Origin of the sequence: Pseudoxanthomonas sp. (genome assembly GCF_027498035.1) — a bacterium.
In the GTDB taxonomy this organism is placed as follows: domain Bacteria; phylum Pseudomonadota; class Gammaproteobacteria; order Xanthomonadales; family Xanthomonadaceae; genus Pseudoxanthomonas_A.
Map to the genome: position 1 here is coordinate 173,085 of NZ_CP114978.1, position 18,792 is coordinate 191,876.

Consider the following 18,792-nt stretch of genomic DNA (forward strand, 5'->3'; position numbering starts at 1 on the left):
AGAAAGGGGGGGGACTCAGGCGTGGACATGCGGCAACGCGTCTGCGGCCGGGCCGTGGTGGCGGCCGTCCATCGTGATGAAGTGGCGCACCACTGGCGGTTCGGGGCCCAGGTGGTACTGCAACGCTTCGGATTGCAGGTCGGCATCGGCGTTGGACACGCGGCGATGCTGGCGCAGGTGTTCGGCCCACGACTCGACCATGAACCACTCGACGATCTTCTGCGGATCAGCGGCGTCCTCGGTGATGCCCCACAGGTAGGCGCCATCGCGGCGACGGCCCAGCGACAGGCGGGTGATCGCGGCCTGGAAGGCGGCGTGGTGCCTGGTGGCGACGCGGTATTCGATCAGGATCATCACCGGGCCGCGGTCGTTGCTGACCGTCGGGCTGGTGAGCGGCTCGGGCCAGTGGTTGGAGGCCTGCAGGTCGGCTTCGCCGGTGGGCAGGCGCACGCGATGGAACAGCAGCGCGATCAGCGCCAGGCCGACAGCGCCGATCACCAAGGCACGCGGCACGCCGACTTCCTGCGCGACCAGGCCCCAGCCGAAGCTGCCGGCCGCCATCGCGCCGTTGAACACCATCAGGTAGACGGCCAGCGCCCGTCCGCGCACCCAGTTGGGCAGCACCGCCTGGGCCACGCCGTTGAGCGTGGTCAGGGCGATGATCCAGCCCACGCCGAGCAACAGCATCAACACCACGCTGAGCCATTGCGGCGGCGCCATCGCCAGCCCGCCCATCACCACCACGGTGCAGGCCGATGCGACCAGGATCAGGCCATCGGCATCGAAGCGTGCACGCAGGCGCGGCAGCAGCAGCGCGCCGGCGATTGCGCCAGCACCGACCGCGCCCAGCAGCACGCCGTAGAAGCCGGCCGTGCCATGCAGTAGCTGGCGCGCGACCAGTGGCAGCAGCGCCCACACCGAACTGGCGAACAGGAAGAACACCGCCGTGCGCAGCAACACCACGTGCAGTTCGCGGCTGGAACGGGTGAAGCGCAGGCCGGCACGCAGCGCGCCCAGGAACTGCTCGGACAAGGCATCGTGGGTATTGGCCGGGCGCTTCCACCACAGCAGCGCGGCGATCACGAAGACATAGCTCAGCACGTCGGCGCCATAGGCCAGCGACGCACCGAAATTGGCCAGCAGCACGCCGCCAAGGGCCGGACCGATCGCGCGGGCGATGTTGATGCCCAGCGAGTTCAGGGCCACTGCGTTCTTCAGGTCCGCGCGCGGCACCAGCTCCGGCACGATCGACTGCCAGGCAGGCCCCATCAGCGCAGCGCCGATGCCGCCGATGAAGGTCATGCCGATCAGGTATTCCACCGTCAGCGCGCCGCTGCGGGTGAGCAGCAGCAGGGTCAGGCTGACCCCGGCCAGCATGACCTGGATGAACAGCAGGAACCGGCGCCGGTCCAGGATGTCCGACAGCACCCCGGCCGGGATTGCCAGCAGGAACACCGGCAGGGTCGCTGCGGTCTGGATCAGCGCGACTGCCGTCGGATTGGCCGACAGTTCGGTGACCATCCACGAACTGGCCACGTCGCGGATGAAGCTGCCGGTATTGCCCAGCACCGCCGCGGCCCACAGCACCGCGAACACCGGCTGGGCCAGGGGCGCGAAGCTACCGCCGGTGGATGGTTTTTCAGAAGACATCACGACCTCCCAGGTCATGCCAGGCGACCAGCAGGAAGCCGCCGGTCAGGCCCCAGTGTTCGAAGAAGGAATTGGCGACCTGGCTGCGCTCGGGCTTCTGCAAGCCCCAGAAGCGATCCGCCATGAAGTTGGCCAGCACGGTGAAGCGGCCCAGTCCCAGGGCGCCGGCCCAGCGGTACCAGCCGGTCAGCACCAGCGCGCTGGCGGTCAGCTCGAAGACGATGGTGAAGGCTGCGAACGGCAAGGCCGGGCGCAGCCCGAAGTGCCGCATCTCGGCCACCGCGCCACGGAAATCCCGCAGCTTGTCGAACGGCCCCTGCAGATACGCCGAGCACAGGAACAGCAGCCCCAGCCAGTGCAGCCAGGGCGAGGTGAGGGCCTCGCGCAGCGCCTCCATCACACCGCCCAGCATGCGCAGCCCAATGCGCCCCAGAAGCCCTTCAGGTCGCTGATCGGCAGCGTGCTGGTCCAGGCCGTGGCATGGGCGTGGCCATGCACGTTGCACTGGTTGGAACAGCCGCAACCGGCCGCGGCCTGTCGTGCTTGCACGGCGGCATCGGGCTTGGCCCGCGCATCGCCCCAGCCGGCATAGCCACCGAAGCGGCGCACCGGCGACCAGTCCGGCATCGCTGGCGGTGGCGCGGCGTCATCGAAGCGGGCGAAGTCGCCGGCGCCATAGACCACCTTGCCGCCAACCACGGTCAGCAGCGAAGTGATGCCGCTGATCTCGTCTTCGGCACAGGTGTAGAAGTCGCGGTCGGGCACCATCAGGTCGGCCAGCTGGCCGACCTTGATCGCGCCCTTCTTGCCTTCCTCGTTGGAGAACCAGGTGACGTTGACCGTCCACATGCGCAGTGCGTCTTCGCGGTCCAGGCAGTTGCGGCGCGGATACAGGCCCAGGCCGCCAACGGTGCGGCCGGTGATCAGCCAGTTCAGCGACACCCACGGGTTGTAGGAAGCCACCCGGGTGGCATCGGTGCCGGCAGAGACTTTGACCCCGGCTTCGAGGATACGCTTGACCGGCGGGGTGGCTTCGGCCGCGCCCGGACCGTAGCGCTCGACGAAGTATTCGCCCTGGTAGGCCATGCGGTGCTGCACGGCGATACCGCCGCCGAGCGCGGCAATGCGGTCGATGGAGCGGTCGGAAATGGTCTCGGCATGGTCGAAGAACCAGTTCAACCCCGCCAGCGGGAGCTCCTGGTTGATCCGTTCGAACACATCCAGCGAGCGGCTGATGGTTTCGTCGTAGGTGGCGTGCATGCGCCACGGCCAGCGGTTCTGCACCAGCACGCGCACCACTTCTTCCAGTTCGCCTTCCATCTCCGGCGCCATGTCCGGGCGCGGCTGGCGGAAGTCCTCGAAATCGGCCGCCGAGAACACCAGCATCTCGCCGGCGCCGTTGTGGCGGAAGTAGTCGTCGCCCTGCTTGTATTTGGACGAAGCGGTCCAGTTGAGGAAGTCTTCCTTCTCCTGCTTCGGCTTCTGGGTGAACAGGTTGTAGGCCAGGCGGATGGTCAGCTGTCCGGCCTCGGACAGCTGCTGGATCACCTGGTAATCCTCCGGGTAGTTCTGGAAACCGCCGCCGGCGTCGATCACGCTGGTCACGCCCAGCCGGTTGAGCTCGCGCATGAAGTGGCGGGTGGAGTTGACCTGGTATTCCAGCGGCAACTTCGGCCCCTTGGCCAGGGTCGCGTAGAGGATGCCGGCGTTGGGCTTGGCCAGCAGCAGGCCGTTCGGGTTGCCGTTGGCATCGCGCAGGATCTCGCCGCCGGGTGGCGTTCGGCGTGTCTTTCGTATAGCCCACTGCACGCAGCGCGGCGCCGTTGAGCAGGGCGCGGTCGTACAGGTGCAGGATGAAGACCGGGGTGTCCGGCGCGATGGCATTGAGTTCGTCCAGCGTCGGTAGGCGTTTTTCCACGAACTGGTGTTCGCTGAAGCCGCCGACCACGCGCACCCACTGCGGGGCAGGGGTGGCATCGACCTGGCGCTTGAGCATGTCCATCGCGTCGGCCAGGCTGCGCACGCCGTCCCAGCGCAGCTCCATGTTGAAGTTCAGGCCGCCGCGGATGATGTGGATGTGGTTGTCGATCAGTCCGGGCAGCACCCGGCGCCCGCGCAGGTCGATGATCGTCGTGTTCGGCCCGGCGCTGGGCATGATGTCGTGGTCCTGGCCGACCTGGCTGAAGCGGCCATCGGTGATCGCCACGCAGCTGGCGGTCGGGTTGGACTTGTCCAGGGTGACGAACAGGCCGCGATGCAGGATCAGGTCAGGCGTGCGGGTGTCGTTCATGCGTCGTGGTTCTCGCGGCGGGCAGGCGGTTGGGGTGTGGGGGTGTCCTTCGACGGGCGTTCGCCCTTGGGCAGCTGGCCGAACATGTGCGGCTTGACCTGGTGGCCGATCCAGCTGATCTCGGTCGGTGTGCGGCCCAGGAGCTGGCGGGCGAGTGGCGGCAGCTGTTCACCGACCAGGATGCCGAGCAGGCCGACCAGGGCGATGACCGGCGGCGCGGGTGAGCGCACGTTGATCAGGCTGTAGACCAGGCCGACCAGCAGGCCGGCCGCCAGCGAAAGCAGATAGGGCTTCATCGAAGGACTCCACGATGGGGAAAACACAACGCCCGCGGGTGGCAAGCACCGCGCGGGCCGGGCACATGGTTGGCGCTGGAACTCAGCCTTCGTGCGCGTTGAACATGGTCTTGGCGTAGGTCACGCCCAGGCCGTAGGCGCCGCCGTACTTCTTCGCGTAACCGGTGGTCATGTCATAGGTCGCGGTGCGGGCCCAGTCGCGCTGCAGTTCCAGCAGGTATTGCAGGGACGTCATCGGCCGTACGCCGGCCTGGACCATGCGATCCATGGCGCGGTCATGGGCTTCGGTGGAGACATCGCCGCAGGCATCGGCGATCACGTAGCACTCGAAGCCCTGGTCCAGCGCCGACAGGGTCGGGCCGACGATGCACACCGAGGTCCACAGCCCGGCGAACACCAGGCGCGACTTGCCGATGGCGTTGACCTGGTCGATCACCGCCGCGTCTTCCCAGGTGTTCATCGAGGTGCGGTCCAGCAGCGCCTGACCCGGGAACGGATCGGTGACTTCGGAGAACATCGGGCCGGAGAAGGACTTCTCGGCCACGGTCGTCAGGATGGTCGGTACCTTGAAGCCAGCCGCGGCATTGGCGATCAGCGCGGCGTTGTTGCGCAGGTTGATCGCATCGATCGATTTGGTCGCAAAGGCCATCTGCGACTGGAAGTCGATCAGGACCAGCGCATGGTCGGTGGGCGAAATCAGTTTCGAACCAGGGGTCGGGGTCGCCTTGGGGGACATCGGAGCCTTCTTTCAGGAATGGGTGGGGTGGAGCGGCGGCACCATCCTCGTTTCCGAAGGCTCGGGAGGTCTTGTCGATCTGTGTGTTTTTTTGGACGTTTGGACGGTCGATCCGGCGGGCGGCCTTGCCGTCGAAGGCGCTGCTGGGCGCAGGGGGATGAGGGGCGCGGCACAGGCCAGGCCGGCACCGCCGCCGCGATCTTGCGGAACCGTCGCGCGGCCCCATCTCGTGCCCGGGCCGGGCGGCCGCCGCCGGTCAGGTCGAGCCGGCTTTCTGAATGCCGTGCGGTTGCGTGACGGGGCACTCCTCTCTATGATGCCCCGCTGCGGCGCAGGTGATTCGAGCGGTCCTCGACGGATAGCTCTGGAAGCCTGGCCTCCGCAACCAACGTTTCAGGTTTGTGCTGGACCCTTCGCATCCCGGAGATTCCGCTGACCAGAAGCCTGGGCTCGTAGAAGCGCTTTCCCGGCTGCCTCTACATCCAGCGTCATCGGACAAGGGCCCTATGGGCCCTTTTGCGTTTCTGAAGTCAACCAGGACGAGACACCAAGCCACGTGAGCGACAAGGCAACCGAGATTGCAGCGCTGCTGCAGCCCACCATCCAGGCCCTGGGCCTGGAGCTGCTGGGCATTGAATATCTGCCGGCATCGGGCAATGCGACCCTGCGCCTGTATATCGACGTGAGCGAAGCCGAGCGCGAGACCCGCGTAGTCAACATCGAAGACTGCGAGGCCGTCAGCCGCGAAGTCTCGGCGCAGCTGGATGTGGAAGACCCGATCAGCGACAACTACACCCTGGAAGTGTCCTCGCCTGGTGTTGATCGTCCCCTGTTCACCGCCGACCAGTTCGCCCGGTTCATCGGCGAGGAAGCCAAGGTCGTGCTGAAGTTGCCGCAGGACGGTCGCCGTCGCGTGCAGGGCCGGATCGTCTCGGTCGATGCCGCCGGCATCACCATCGCTTTCGACAACCGGCAGATGACCTTTGCCGCCGACAACCTGGACAAGGCACGGCTGATGCCCGACTGGGTCGCGCTGGGCATGGCGCCCCAGCCGAAAAAGAACATTGGCGCGGGCAAGCCGAAGAAATCGCCGGCCCCGCCGAAGAAAGTGCACTGATATCAACCCAACCCAACGACGGCCCCCTGAGGCTGCGCGCGGAGTGAAAGATGAGTAAGGAACTGTTGCTGGTGGTGGACGCGGTCGCCAATGAAAAGGGCGTCCCGCGCGAAGTGATCTTCGACGCCATCGAGGCCGCCCTGGCCTCGGCCGCCAAGAAGCGTTATCCCGAACAGGATGTGCTGGCGCGCGTGACCATCGACCACAAGGACGGCACGTACCTGACGTACCGCCGCTGGGAAGTGGTGGCCGACGACGTGGTGATGGAATCGCCGGATCGCCAGATCCGCCTGATGGACGCCATCGACGAAGTCGAAGGCGCCGAGGTAGGCGAGTACATCGAAGAGTCGATCGAAAACCCCGACTTCGGCCGCATCGCCGCCCAGGCCGCCAAGCAGGTCATCGTGCAGCGTGTGCGCGAAGCCGAGCGCGCCCAGGTCGTGGACGCGTGGAAGGATCGCGTGGGCGAGCTGGTCACCGGCATCGTCAAGCGCGCCGAGCGCGGCAACATCTACGTGGACCTGGGCGGCAACGCCGAGGCCTTCATTTCCAAGGACAAGGGCATCCCGCGCGACGTGCTGCGCGCCGGCGACCGCGTCCGTGGTTACCTGTTCGACGTGCGTTCCGAGCCGCGTGGCCCGCAGCTGTTCATCAGTCGCGCCGCGCCGGAATTCATGATGGAGCTGTTCAAGCTGGAAGTGCCGGAAGTCGGCCAGGGCCTGGTCGAGATCAAGGCCTGCGCCCGCGATCCGGGCGACCGCGCCAAGATCGCCGTGCTGGCCCATGACACCCGCACCGATCCGATCGGCGCCTGCATCGGCATGCGTGGTTCGCGCGTGCAGGCCGTGTCCAACGAGCTCAACGGCGAGCGCGTGGACATCGTGCTGTGGAACGACAACCCGGCCAACTTCGTCATCAACGCGATGGCGCCGGCCGAAGTGCAGTCGATCATCGTCGACGAGGACCGTCATTCGATGGACCTGGCCGTGGCCGAAGACCGCCTGGCCCAGGCCATCGGCAAGGGCGGCCAGAACGTGCGCCTGGCCAGCCGCCTGACCGGTTGGCAGCTGAACGTGATGACCCAGGACCAGGTGTCTGCCAAGTCCGAAGCCGAGCAGTCCGTCGCCCGCCAGCTGTTTGTCGACAAGCTGGAAGTGGACGAGGAAATCGCCGCGATCCTGGTGTCCGAGGGCTTCAACTCGGTCGAAGAAATCGCTTATGTCCCGGTCGGCGAACTGCTGGCGGTGGAAGGTTTTGACGAGGATATCGTCGAAGAGCTGCGCGCCCGTGCCCGCGATGCGCTGTTGAATGCGGCCCTGGCCGAGGAAGAGGGTGCTGCAGGCGAAGGCCCGGCCGACGATCTGCTGGCGCTGGATGGCATGGACGAGGCGACCGCGCACCTGCTGGCGTCGCACGGCGTGCGGACCAGCGAAGACCTGTCCGACCTGGCTGCCGACGAGGTGGTCGAGTTCGGGATCGAAGGACTGGACGAGGCGCGCGCCGCCGCGTTGATCCTGGCCGCACGCGCCGAGGAGATCGCCCGTTTGGAGCGCGGCGAATGAGCCAGCCATGACCATCGCCCTGATGGCGTCAGGGCTTAGAATTCGCGTTTCCTTTGCTCTGGGCGAAGGAGCGCCAACCAGATCATAGGATCCGAATGTCGCAGCAAACCACCATCCGCAAGCTCGCCGAACTGGTCAACACGCCGGTCGATAAACTGATCATCCAGCTGGCCGAGGCCGGCATGAAGTTCAGTGGCCCCGACCAGGAAGTGTCCAGCACCGAGAAAATGAAGCTGCTCGGCTTCCTCCGTCGCACCCACGGCAAGGCCGACGGGGAAGGCGAGGAAAGCGAAGCGGCCAAGAAGGTCACCCTGGCCCGCCGCAAGGTGCAGGAAGTGACGGTCAAGTCCGGTCGCAGCAATTCGACCGTGGCCGTGGAAGTGCGCCAGAAGCGCACCTACGTCAAGCCGACCGAAGCCCAGGCCAACGAAGCCCGTCGCGCCGGCGCTGCTGTCGCGCCCGGCGACGAGCGCGCCGAGATCCTGCGCAAGCTGGAAGAGTCGCGCCAGCGCAACCTGGCCGAACAGGCACGCCTGGCCGAAATGGACCGCGCCCGCGACGAAGAGAAGGAGCGCAAGGTCCAGGAAGCCGCCGCTGCGGTTGCCCAGGCTGAGGCCGATGCCCGCGCCGAAGCTGACGCCGAGGCAGAGAGTGCCGATACCGGTGCCGTTGCCGAAGAAGCGCCGGCTCCCGTCGCACGCAAGCTGATCGATGAAAGCAAGGGGCCGATTGCCGGCACCTCCATCCGTGTTCCGGCCAAGGCTGGCGCCGCGCATCCGCCGCGGACCGCCACGACCCCGGCCCGCAAGGAGCCCGATCGCGGCACGACGACTGCGGCCAAGCACAAGACCCGTGGCTCCAATTCCATGGTCGCCGGCGTCGAGGATGACGACAGCACCCAGCGTTTCGCAGGCCAGCTGCACCTGTCGGCCGCCGACCGCGCCCGTCGTGGCGCCGCCCGTGGCAAGCCCAAGCCCCGTCGCCAGATGGAGCAGAGCCGTGGCGGCTCGGGCAACCACCAGTTCGCACGTCCGACCGCACCGGTGGTGCGCGAAGTGGCGATCGGCGAAGCGATCACCGTCAGTGACCTGGCCCAGAAGCTCGCGCTGAAGGGTGGTGACGTGGTCAAGGCGCTGTTCAAGATGGGCGTGATGGCCACCATCACCCAGACCATCGACCACGACACCGCGGCGCTGATCACCGAAGAGCTCGGCCATACGGTCGTGCGCGCCGGCAGCGACGACGCCGAGGACGCACTGCTGGCCCACGTCGAGGACGTGCAGGGCGACACCGCCCCGCGTCCGCCGGTGGTCACCATCATGGGTCACGTCGACCACGGCAAGACCTCGCTGCTGGATTACATCCGTCGCACCAAGGTCGCCACGGGCGAAGCCGGCGGCATCACCCAGCACATCGGTGCCTACCACGTCGAAACCGACAAGGGCGTCATCAGCTTCCTGGATACCCCGGGCCACGCGGCGTTCACCGCCATGCGTGCCCGCGGCGCCAAGCTGACCGACATCGTGGTGCTGGTGGTGGCGGCCGATGACGGCGTCATGCCGCAGACCATCGAGTCGGTGCAGCAGGCCAAGGCGGCCGGCGTGGCACTGATCGTGGCGGTCAACAAGATCGACAAGTCCGGTGCCGACCCGCTGCGGGTCAAGAACGAACTGCTGGCCCACGACGTGGTTGCCGAAGAGTTCGGTGGCGATACGCAGTTCATCGAAGTCTCGGCCAAGACCGGCCAGGGCATCGACACGCTGCTGGATGCCATTTCGCTGCAGGCCGAAGTGCTGGAACTCAAGGCCGTGCCCGATGGCCGCGCCAGCGGTACGGTCATCGAGTCCTCGCTGGACAAGGGTCGTGGCCCGGTCGCTACCGTGCTGGTCCAGCAGGGCCAGCTGAAGAAGGGCGATTACCTGGTCTGCGGCGTGCAGTACGGCCGCGTGCGTGCGCTGTTCGACGAAACCGGTGCCCAGCCGAATGCGGCTGGTCCGTCCATCCCGGTGCAGGTCCTGGGCCTGTCCGGCGTGCCGGACGCGGGCGATGACTTCGTCGTGGTCGAGGACGAGCGCCTGGCCAAGGACGTGGCCCAGCAGCGTGATGCCAAGCGCCGCGAATCGCGCCTGGTGGCCTCGGCCGGCAGCCGCATGGAAGACATCATGGCCCAGCTGGGCAAGGGTGACGGCCAGCTCAGCCTGAACCTGATCGTCAAGGCCGACGTGCAGGGTTCGGTGGAAGCGCTGCGCCATTCGCTGGTCGCGCTGTCCAACGAAGACATCCGCATCAACATCCTCAGCTCCGGCGTCGGTGGCATCACCGAGTCCGACGTCAATTCGGCGATGGCCTCCAAGGCCACGATCATCGGCTTCAACGTGCGTGCCGATGCCTCGGCCCGTCGCCTGGTCGAAGCCAATGGCGTGGACATGCGTTACTTCTCGATCATCTATGACGTGATCGACCAGGTGAAGCAGGTCGCCTCCGGTCTGCTGGGCGTCGAGATCCGCGAAGAGATCATCGGTATCGCCCAGGTCCGCGACGTGTTCCGCAGCTCCAAGTTCGGCGCGGTGGCCGGCTGTATGGTCATCGAGGGCAGCGTCAAGCGTTCCAAGCCGATCCGCGTGCTCCGCGACAGCGTCGTGGTGTTCGAGGGCGAACTGGAATCGCTGCGCCGCTTCAAGGAAAACGTGGACGAAGTGCGCAACGGCACCGAGTGCGGTATCGGCGTGAAGGCCTACAACGATGTGAAGGCCGGCGACCAGATCGAGTGCTTCGAGCGTATCGAGGTGCAGCGCACGCTGTAACGGCGCCATGCGCGCGGTGACGTTCCGTGAGGAGCGTCGCCGTCAGCGCCGGCCCGTTGCCGCATGCTTGAAGTCATGGCAACCAAATCCTTCCATCGCAGCGACCGCGTCTCCGCACAGCTCCGCCGCGAGCTGGGCACGATCGTGCATGAAACCGTGCGTGAGCACGGCCTGCCGTCGGTCAGTGTCTCCGACGTCGAAGTCACCCGCGACCTGGCCCACGCCAAGGTGTTCGTCACCGCCCTGATGCCCGAGCGCTCGCTCGAAGCGGTCAAGGCGCTGAAGGAACTGGCCCCGCAGATCCGCTACGCCCTGGGCCGCGCGGTGAAGATGCGCCACGTGCCCGAACTGCATTTCCATTACGACGACTCGGTCGACAAGGGCGAGCGCATCGAAACCCTGCTGCGCGAAAACCCGCTGCCGCCCGAATCCGAGTCCGACCAGGACTGATGATGTCGACTGAACCCGCCGCGACCCCGGACGCCGACGGCACCGGACGTGGCGGTTCGGCGCCAACCTCCAGGTCGCGCCAGCAGCAGCGTCCCCGGACCAGGTTCCGTCGCGTCGACGGCATCCTGTTGCTGGACAAGCCCACCGGCATGAGCTCCAACCAGGCGCTGCAGCGTGTGCGGCACCTGTTCCGGGCGGAGAAGGGCGGCCACACCGGCGCGCTGGACCCGCTGGCCACCGGCCTGTTGCCGATCTGCTTCGGCGAGGCCACCAAGATTGCCGGCAACCTGCTGGGCGCCAGCAAGGCCTACGACACCGTGGCCCACCTGGGGCAGGTCACCGATACCGACGATGCCGAAGGCCAGGTGCTGCGCGAGCGGCCCGTGGAGGCTTATCCGATCGACCGCATCGATGCGGCCCTGCGCCCGTTGATGGGGCGGATCCAGCAGCGCCCGCCAATCTATTCGGCGCTCAAGCGTGGTGGCGAGCCGCTGTACGCCAAGGCCCGCCGCGGTGAAGTGGTGGAGATCGATGAGCGCGAGGTCTTCGTGCGCACCTTCGAGCTCCAGGCTGCGGACGACCTGCTGGACGAAGGGCGGCCGCTGTTGCACCTGCACGTGGAATGTGGCTCGGGCACCTATGTGCGCAGCCTGGTCCGCGACCTGGGCGAAGCCCTGGGCTGCGGCGCGCATGTGGCCCAGCTGCGCCGGCTGTGGGTGGACCCGTTCCGCGAGCCACGGATGTGGACCATCGAGCAGCTCGAAGCCCTGGCCGGGCGCGACGAACAAGCCCTGCTTGCCTGCCTGCTGCCGATCGAGGCGGGCATGGTCGGCTTGCCGCGGATCGACCTGACCGCGGAGGGCGCAGCCCGTTTCAGCCAGGGGCAGCGCCTGCCAGGCGTGCCCGGACCGGCCGGCGGGGTGGCCGTTTTCACCGAAGCCGGCGTCGTCCTGGGGCTGGCGCAACTGTCCAGGGAAGGCGTGCTGTCGCCCCAGCGGCTGTTCAACTGGCCGACCAGCGGCAACCCGACCCAGGACTGAAACCTTGTGTCCAAACAGGCTGGCGCCTACAATGCGCCGGCCTTTTCAGGCACCTGGCCGACGAGGCCCTTTCCTCAATCGCAAGCGGCGGACCAAGTGGTGCGCGCGGTGGACAGTCCGCGTTCCTGCAGGTCCCGCATCAACAAGAGAACATACCCATGTCCATCGACACCCAGAAGATCATCGAAGAGAACAAGCGCGGCGCCAACGACACCGGCTCCCCGGAAGTCCAGGTCGCCCTGCTGACCGCCCGCATCGAGCTGCTCTCCGGCCACTTCAAGACCCACAAGAAAGATCACCACAGCCGTCGCGGCCTGCTGCAGCTGGTCAACCAGCGCCGCAGCCTGCTTGACTACCTGCATGGCAAAGATGCCCCGCGCTACAAGGCCCTGATCGAGAAGCTGGGTCTGCGTCGCTAAAACAAGATGAAGAACCGCGGCGCAGAAATGCGCCGCGGTTCATTTGTTTCCAGGCAACGGAAACCATCGCACTGCAACAACGGCCGCATACGCCGGCCACCCGCGCGCGACAGGGGTCGCAACCGGGTCAACCAGTTCGAGACACTTAGGAAACCCACGTGGCAAAAATCACTAAAACCTTCCAGTACGGCAAGCACCAGGTCACCCTGGAAACCGGCGAAATCGCCCGCCAGGCCGGCGGCGCGGTCATCGTCAAGTTCGATGACACCGTACTGCTGGTTTCGGCCGTCGCCGCCAAGAAGGCGCGCGAAGGCCAGGACTTCTTCCCGCTGACGGTGGATTACCAGGAAAAGTTCTACGCCGGTGGCCGCATCCCCGGTGGCTTCTTCAAGCGCGAAGGTCGCGCCACGGAGAAGGAGACGCTGATCTCGCGCCTGATCGACCGTCCGCTGCGCCCGCTGTTCCCGGAAGAGTTCCGTAATGAAGTGCAGGTCATCGCTACGGTGATGTCGCTGAACCCGGAAATCGACGGCGACATCCCGGCCCTGATCGGCGCCTCGGCTGCCGTGGCCCTGACCGGCGCGCCGTTCAACGGCCCGATCGGTGCAGCCAAGGTCGGCTACATCAACGGCGAGTACGTGCTGAACCCGACCGTGTCCGAGCTGAAGGACTCCAAGCTTGAGCTGGTCGTCGCCGGTACCTCCAACGCCGTGCTGATGGTGGAATCCGAAGCGGCCGAGCTGTCCGAAGACGTGATGCTGGGCGCGGTGATGTTTGGCCATCGCGAAATGCAGAAGGTCATCCATATCATCAACGAGCTGGTCGTCGAAGCCGGCACCCAGTCGTGGAACTGGACTGCCCCGGCCAAGAACGACGCCCTGATCTCCGCCCTGAAGGAAGCCGTTGGCGACCAGCTGAGCGGTGCCTTCCAGGTGCGCGACAAGCTGCAGCGGCGCGACGCCATCGCCGCGATCAAGTCCGACGTGCTGGCCGGCCTTGCTGGCCGCGTCGAGAGCGAAGGCTGGAACGGCGGCGAGCTGTCCAAGGAATTCGGCGAGCTGGAATACCAGACCATGCGTGGTTCGGTCCTGGACACCAAGGTCCGCATCGACGGCCGCGCCCTGGATACCGTGCGTCCGATCAGCTCCAAGGTCAGCATCCTGCCGCGCGTCCACGGCTCCTCGCTGTTCACCCGCGGTGAAACGCAGGCGATCGTCGCCGTCACCCTGGGCACCGCCCGCGACGGCCAGGTGATTGACGCCGTTTCCGGCGAGCACAAGGACCACTTCCTGTTCCATTACAACTTCCCCCCGTACTCGGTGGGCGAAGCGGGCCGCATGATGGGCCCGAAGCGTCGCGAGATCGGCCACGGCCGCCTGGCCAAGCGCGGCGTGCTGGCCGTGATGCCGACGATGGAAGCCTTCCCGTACACCATCCGCGTCGTGTCGGAAATCACCGAGTCGAATGGTTCGTCGTCGATGGCCTCGGTCTGCGGCAGCTCGCTGGCGCTGATGGATGCCGGCGTGCCGATCAAGACCCCGGTTGCCGGTATCGCCATGGGCCTGGTCAAGGAAGGCGACAACTTCGTCGTCCTGTCGGACATCCTGGGTGACGAAGACCACCTGGGCGACATGGACTTCAAGGTGGCCGGTACGTCGAACGGCGTGTCCGCGCTGCAGATGGACATCAAGATCGAAGGCATCACCGAAGAGATCATGAAGCAGGCGCTGTCGCAGGCGAAGGCTGGCCGACTGCACATCCTGGGCGAGATGGCCAACGCCATGACCGCACCGCGCGAAGAGCTGAGCGAGTTCGCGCCGCGCCTGATCACCATCAAGATCCACCCCGACAAGATCCGCGAAGTGATCGGCAAGGGCGGTTCGGTGATCCAGGCGATCACCAAGGAAACCGGCACCCAGATCGACATCCAGGACGACGGCACCATCACCATTGCATCGGTGAACGGCGCTGCCGGCCAGGCCGCCAAGGCCCGCATCGAGCAGATCACCTCGGACATCGAGCCGGGCCGCATCTACGAGGGCAAGGTCGCCAAGCTGATGGACTTCGGTGCGTTCGTCACGATTGCTCCTGGCAAGGACGGTCTGGTCCACGTGTCGCAGATTTCCGCTGATCGCGTCGAGAAGGTGTCCGACGTGCTCAAGGAAGGCGACGTGGTCAAGGTCAAGGTGCTGGAAGTGGACAAGCAGGGCCGTATCCGCCTGTCCATGAAGGCCGTCGAAGAAGGCGAGGGCGTGACCGCCGAGTAATCGGTCGTCGCATTTGCCGGATCGAAGAAGCGGGCCCTTGGGCCCGCTTTTTTTTATTCCCGCGATTCAAACGTAGCGCCCCGAGCGCGTGGCAGTCCCCTTTCATTGTGGTCGTGGCGTGCAGCGCTTCTACAATGCGGCTCTTCTCCCTCGCGGCCGGCTCTGCTCATGCCCTATACCCCCATCGTCGCCACGCTCGGTTATGTGCTGTCCCCCGATGGGAAGCAGGTGCTGATGATCCATCGCAATGCGCGGCCCAACGACCTGCACCTGGGCAAGTACAACGGGCTGGGCGGGAAGATGGAGCCGGACGAGGACATCCTGGCCTGCATGCGGCGCGAGATCCGCGAGGAAGCGGGCATCGAATGCGATGCGCTGCACCTGCGCGGGACGATCAGCTGGCCGGGTTTCGGCAAGCATGGCGAGGACTGGCTGGCGTTCGTGTTCGTGATCGATGCCTGGAGTGGCACGCCACTGACCTCCAATCCGGAAGGCACGCTGGAGTGGGTCGACGTGGACAGGCTGCTGGAGCTGCCGCTGTGGGAAGGCGACAAGCACTTCCTGCCACTGGTGTTCGATGCCGATCCGCGCGCTTTCCACGGGGTCATGCCGTACAAGGATGGACGCATGCTCTCGTGGAACGTCTCGCGGGTCTGAGTCATCCAGGCGCGGGCTTCATCCACAGAAGGTGTGGATGACTGCTGGGGCAATCGTGTGGATAACTCCGGCATGGCCTTGCGCCATGCGTGTCTGCATCGGTATGGCGAAAAAATGACCAGCGTGGGTCAGTGTATCCACAGGGGGTGTGGATGACTTCAGGACAAAGATGTGGATAACCGCAGGAGCGCTTTGCGGCGCAGGCGTGTCAAGTGGATTGGCGGAAAAATGACCAGGTTGATTTGATGGGATTTCACAGCCCCCCGTGGAACATCCTGGTGGCGATGTGATTTCCGCGGTTGAACCTCGCGATCCCGAAACGGTCCAAGCACCGCCCTTGACCTGCCGAAGGGTGCTGCGCTGCGAACGCCCCTGATTGCCGCGCGACGCACGGCTTGGCAGGCTGTCTCCTTCCGTCCCGAACAACCGGCCATTCCAATGCCAAGACAACGCCACTTCTCGATGCTGCGCGAGTTCCACCTGGCGGACTGGTTCACGCTGGGCAACGCGTTCTGCGGCGTCGGTGCGCTATTCGCCGCGCTGAACTACATGCATGAGGCCCGGCTGGGCGTGCTGCTGGCCGGCATGGCCTTGATCCCGCTGGCTTTCATCTTCGATGCGCTGGATGGCCGGGTGGCACGCTGGCGCAATTCGGCATCGACCCTGGGGCGCGAACTGGACTCGCTGGCCGATGTCATTTCCTTTGGCGTGGCGCCGGCGGCGCTGGCCTACGCCTGTGGCCTGCAGGGCGGCTGGGACTGGCTGGTGCTGAGTTACTTCGTCTGCTGCGGCGTGAGTCGGCTGGCGCGCTACAACGTCACCGCCGAATCGCTGTCCGGCGACGAGGGCAAGGTCAAGTATTTCGAGGGCACGCCGATTCCCACCAGCCTGGTGCTGGTGGTGGTGCTGGCCGTGGCCGCGGCGCTGGGCCACATCGGTGCGGACATCTGGTGGGGCCAATGGCAGCTGGGGCCGTGGCAGCTGCACCCGCTGGTGGCGCTGTTCGCCCTGTCCGGTTCGTTGATGATCAGCAAGACGCTGCATATCCCCAAGCCCTGAAGCTGGACGACGAGGGATTGCTATGATCGTGACAGGTGTCGGGAGGCTGTGATGGCGGGTGCGGAATCAGGGTGGGGCGAGGGTGCCGAGGCGATGGGTCGCCAGGCCTGGGAGGCCTGGGGCGAAGCGCTGCGCAAGGCCGCAAGCGCGCCGCTGGAAACCGCCGCACCGGCCTGGCAACAGGTGCCTGGCGGCTGGCCGGGCTGGACCCCACCGCAGGGCGGTGGTGCGGGCGATGTCATGGAGCGTTTCGATGGACTGGCGCGGCACTGGTTTGGCCGCATGCAGAACGTCGCCTCCCAGTTCGCCGACCGCGACAACACGCCCGAGGAAATCGTCGCTGCCTGGCGCCAGGCCATGGGCGCGACCGAGGCCAAGCCTTATCCGGATCTGTTCAGCAGCTTGTTCGGTCAGGGCGCGACCGGCCTGGACGGCATGAGCGAGCAGTGGATGCCGTGGCTGGAATCGCTGCGCGGTCCGCTGCAGGACTGGGCCAAGACCCCGGCATTTGGCCCGGCGCGCGAGCACCAGCAGCGCTGGAAGGCGTTGCTGCAGGCGCAGCAGGCCCTGCGCGAGGCGAACGAACGCTACCAGCGCATGCTGGAGGAATCCTCGCGCCAGGCCTATGCGCTGTTCGAGGAAAAGTTGGGCGTGCGCGTGGGCGAGGGTGAGCCACTGGACAGCGCACGGGCCTTGTTCGACGAATGGATCGATGCGGCCGAAGATGCCTATGCGCAGATGGCGCTGTCCGAGGAGTTCCGCGAGGTCTACGGCACCCTGGCCAATGCGCAGATGCGCATGCGCGCCGGCGTGCAGCGCGAGATCGAGCAGCTGGGCGGCATGCTTGGCCTGCCGACCCGCACCGAAGTCGACGCGGCGCATCGCAAGATCGCCGAGCTGGAGCGCATGCTGCGTCGGGTGATGCGCGGCGCGGGTATCGACGCTGCGGCTACCGAACGCGACGCCGCGGCTTCTTCCAGAGCCAGGACGAGCGAGCCGCAGCGACCGCCTGCAGCCAAGCAGGCCAAGCCCAGGTCACCGCGCGCCGGTAAAACCAGCAAGGCCAGCAAAGTCACGAAGGCGGGCAAGACCGCCAAGGCCGCCAGGGCTGCACCGATCAAACAGCCGGTCGCCGTGTCGAAGGCGAAGAAGACGGTCGCGAAGACGCCCGCTTCCCGCAAGGTCACATCCGCCAAGCCGGCAGTCGCGGTGAAGGCACGCAAGGCCATCAAGCCGCCCGCGCGCAAGGTCGCGCCGCGCCGCGCACGTTCGAAGAGCTCCGTATGACCAGTCCGTTGCGCGTCACTGCCGATGCCCTGGCTGCCGAAGCCGCGTCTTTGCAGTACAAGCTCGGCGCCGGGCTGCGCACGCTGCCGGATGTCGGTGATGTGCATTACGGCGTGACGCCTCGGCAGGAAGTCTGGCGCGATGGCAAGGTGGTGCTGTACCGCTTCATCGGCGAGACCGAGCCCACCGCATCGGTGCCGTTGCTGATCACCTACGCACTGGTCAACCGGCCGTACATGGTCGACCTGCAGGAAGATCGTTCGCTGGTGAAGGGGCTGCTGGCGCAAGGCCAGGACGTGTACCTGATCGACTGGGGTTATCCGGATCGCTCGGACCGCTTCCTGCTGCTGGATGACTACGTCAATCGCTTCATCGATGGTGCCATCGACTACCTGCGCCAGGCCAGCGGACATGCGGCGATCAACGTGCTGGGCATCTGCCAGGGCGGCGCGCTCTCGCTGTGCCATGCCGCGCTGCACCCGCACAAGCTGCGCAACCTGATCACGATGGTCACGCCGGTGGATTTCCACACGCCGGACAACATGCTGTCCAACTGGGCGCGGCTGGTTGACGTGGATCTGCTGGTGGACACGCTGGGCAACGTGCCGGCCGACCTGATGAACCTGAGCTACCTGATGCTCAAACCGTTCCGCCTGAACGTGCAGAAGTACGTCGGTCTGCTCGACATCCTGGACGACAGCCGCGCGGTGCAGGATTTCCTGCGCATGGAAAAGTGGATCTTCGATTCGCCCGACCAGGTGGGCGAGGCCTTCCGCCAGTTCATCCGGCAGTTCTACCAGGGCAATGGCTTCATCGAGGGCGGCATCGTGCTGGACGGCCAGGCCGTGGATCTGGCCAAGGTCAGCATGCCGGTGCTGAACATCTACGCCGAGCAGGACCACCTGGTCCCGCCGGACGCATCGCGTGCCCTGCGGGGCCTGGTGGGTACGGATGACTATTCGGAAGTGGGTTTCCGCGGCGGCCATATCGGCATCTACGTGTCCAGCCGTGCCCAGCGCGAGGTGCCGACCGCGATTGCCAGCTGGCTGGCCGAGCGCTAGGCATGGAAAGGTCATCGTAGGGTCCAGGCGGTCGTGAGCATGGCGTCGATGCCCCGGTGCGCAGCAGCGCTAGACTGCGCCCATTCCAGCTGCCGAC

The 18,792-nt window shown here is 66.2% G+C and carries 15 protein-coding genes and 1 pseudogene; 11 read left to right on the top strand and 5 right to left on the bottom strand.

Annotated elements, in window-relative coordinates:
- Positions 1-15: 15 nt before the first annotated feature.
- From O8I58_RS00805 to O8I58_RS00825, 5 genes and pseudogenes are all read right to left on the bottom strand, one after another.
- Entirely contained in the window at positions 16-1,650 is a 1,635-nt protein-coding gene (locus tag O8I58_RS00805; RefSeq protein ID WP_298319865.1) for an MFS transporter, read from the bottom strand.
- Positions 1,640-2,062 (bottom strand): DoxX family protein, encoded by a 423-nt coding sequence (locus tag O8I58_RS00810; protein ID WP_298319867.1) that lies wholly within the window; start codon positions 2,060-2,062, stop codon positions 1,640-1,642. The genes O8I58_RS00805 and O8I58_RS00810 overlap by 11 nt, the downstream gene beginning before the upstream one ends.
- Positions 2,047-3,940, bottom strand: a pseudogene (locus tag O8I58_RS00815) (amidohydrolase). The gene O8I58_RS00810 and the pseudogene O8I58_RS00815 overlap by 16 nt, the downstream one beginning before the upstream one ends.
- Entirely contained in the window at positions 3,937-4,236 is a 300-nt protein-coding gene (locus O8I58_RS00820) for a XapX domain-containing protein (RefSeq protein ID WP_298319869.1), read from the bottom strand. The pseudogene O8I58_RS00815 and the gene O8I58_RS00820 overlap by 4 nt, the downstream one beginning before the upstream one ends.
- Positions 4,237-4,318: 82 nt before the next feature.
- Positions 4,319-4,972, bottom strand: a complete 654-nt coding sequence (locus tag O8I58_RS00825; RefSeq protein ID WP_298319871.1) for a hydrolase — start codon at positions 4,970-4,972, stop codon at positions 4,319-4,321.
- A 556-nt stretch (positions 4,973-5,528) separates the two neighbouring features.
- Between O8I58_RS00825 and rimP the strand changes: the two genes are divergently transcribed.
- The 11 genes from rimP (at position 5,529) to O8I58_RS00880 (ending at position 18,695) form a co-directional block, all read left to right on the top strand.
- Positions 5,529-6,089: a ribosome maturation factor RimP gene (rimP, locus tag O8I58_RS00830; protein WP_298319873.1), complete on the top strand. Its 561-nt coding sequence runs from the start codon at positions 5,529-5,531 to the stop codon at positions 6,087-6,089.
- A gap of 50 nt (positions 6,090-6,139) precedes the next feature.
- Entirely contained in the window at positions 6,140-7,651 is a 1,512-nt protein-coding gene (gene nusA, locus O8I58_RS00835) for a transcription termination factor NusA (RefSeq protein ID WP_298319875.1), read from the top strand.
- 95 nt (positions 7,652-7,746) lie between these two features.
- Positions 7,747-10,455, top strand: a complete 2,709-nt coding sequence (gene infB / locus O8I58_RS00840) for a translation initiation factor IF-2 (RefSeq protein WP_298319876.1) — start codon at positions 7,747-7,749, stop codon at positions 10,453-10,455.
- Between the two features lie 75 nt (positions 10,456-10,530).
- Complete coding sequence (gene rbfA, locus O8I58_RS00845; protein WP_298319877.1) at positions 10,531-10,905, top strand: 30S ribosome-binding factor RbfA; 375 nt, start codon at positions 10,531-10,533, stop codon at positions 10,903-10,905.
- A gap of 149 nt (positions 10,906-11,054) precedes the next feature.
- The gene (gene truB, locus O8I58_RS00850; protein ID WP_298322608.1) at positions 11,055-11,945 is read left to right on the top strand and encodes a tRNA pseudouridine(55) synthase TruB; all 891 of its coding nucleotides are present in this window, start codon (positions 11,055-11,057) and stop codon (positions 11,943-11,945) included.
- 158 nt (positions 11,946-12,103) lie between these two features.
- Positions 12,104-12,364: a 30S ribosomal protein S15 gene (gene rpsO / locus O8I58_RS00855; RefSeq protein WP_298319878.1), complete on the top strand. Its 261-nt coding sequence runs from the start codon at positions 12,104-12,106 to the stop codon at positions 12,362-12,364.
- Between the two features lie 158 nt (positions 12,365-12,522).
- Positions 12,523-14,631: a polyribonucleotide nucleotidyltransferase gene (pnp, locus tag O8I58_RS00860; RefSeq protein ID WP_298319880.1), complete on the top strand. Its 2,109-nt coding sequence runs from the start codon at positions 12,523-12,525 to the stop codon at positions 14,629-14,631.
- Between the two features lie 168 nt (positions 14,632-14,799).
- Positions 14,800-15,288: an NUDIX hydrolase gene (locus O8I58_RS00865; protein WP_298319882.1), complete on the top strand. Its 489-nt coding sequence runs from the start codon at positions 14,800-14,802 to the stop codon at positions 15,286-15,288.
- 438 nt (positions 15,289-15,726) lie between these two features.
- A complete protein-coding gene (pssA, locus tag O8I58_RS00870) occupies positions 15,727-16,347 on the top strand; it encodes a CDP-diacylglycerol--serine O-phosphatidyltransferase (RefSeq protein ID WP_298319883.1) in 621 nt (206 codons plus the stop codon).
- 51 nt (positions 16,348-16,398) lie between these two features.
- Positions 16,399-17,634 (top strand): poly(R)-hydroxyalkanoic acid synthase subunit PhaE, encoded by a 1,236-nt coding sequence (locus O8I58_RS00875; RefSeq protein ID WP_298319884.1) that lies wholly within the window; start codon positions 16,399-16,401, stop codon positions 17,632-17,634.
- The gene (locus O8I58_RS00880) at positions 17,631-18,695 is read left to right on the top strand and encodes a class III poly(R)-hydroxyalkanoic acid synthase subunit PhaC (RefSeq protein WP_298319886.1); all 1,065 of its coding nucleotides are present in this window, start codon (positions 17,631-17,633) and stop codon (positions 18,693-18,695) included. The genes O8I58_RS00875 and O8I58_RS00880 overlap by 4 nt, the downstream gene beginning before the upstream one ends.
- Positions 18,696-18,792: the final 97 nt, after the last annotated feature.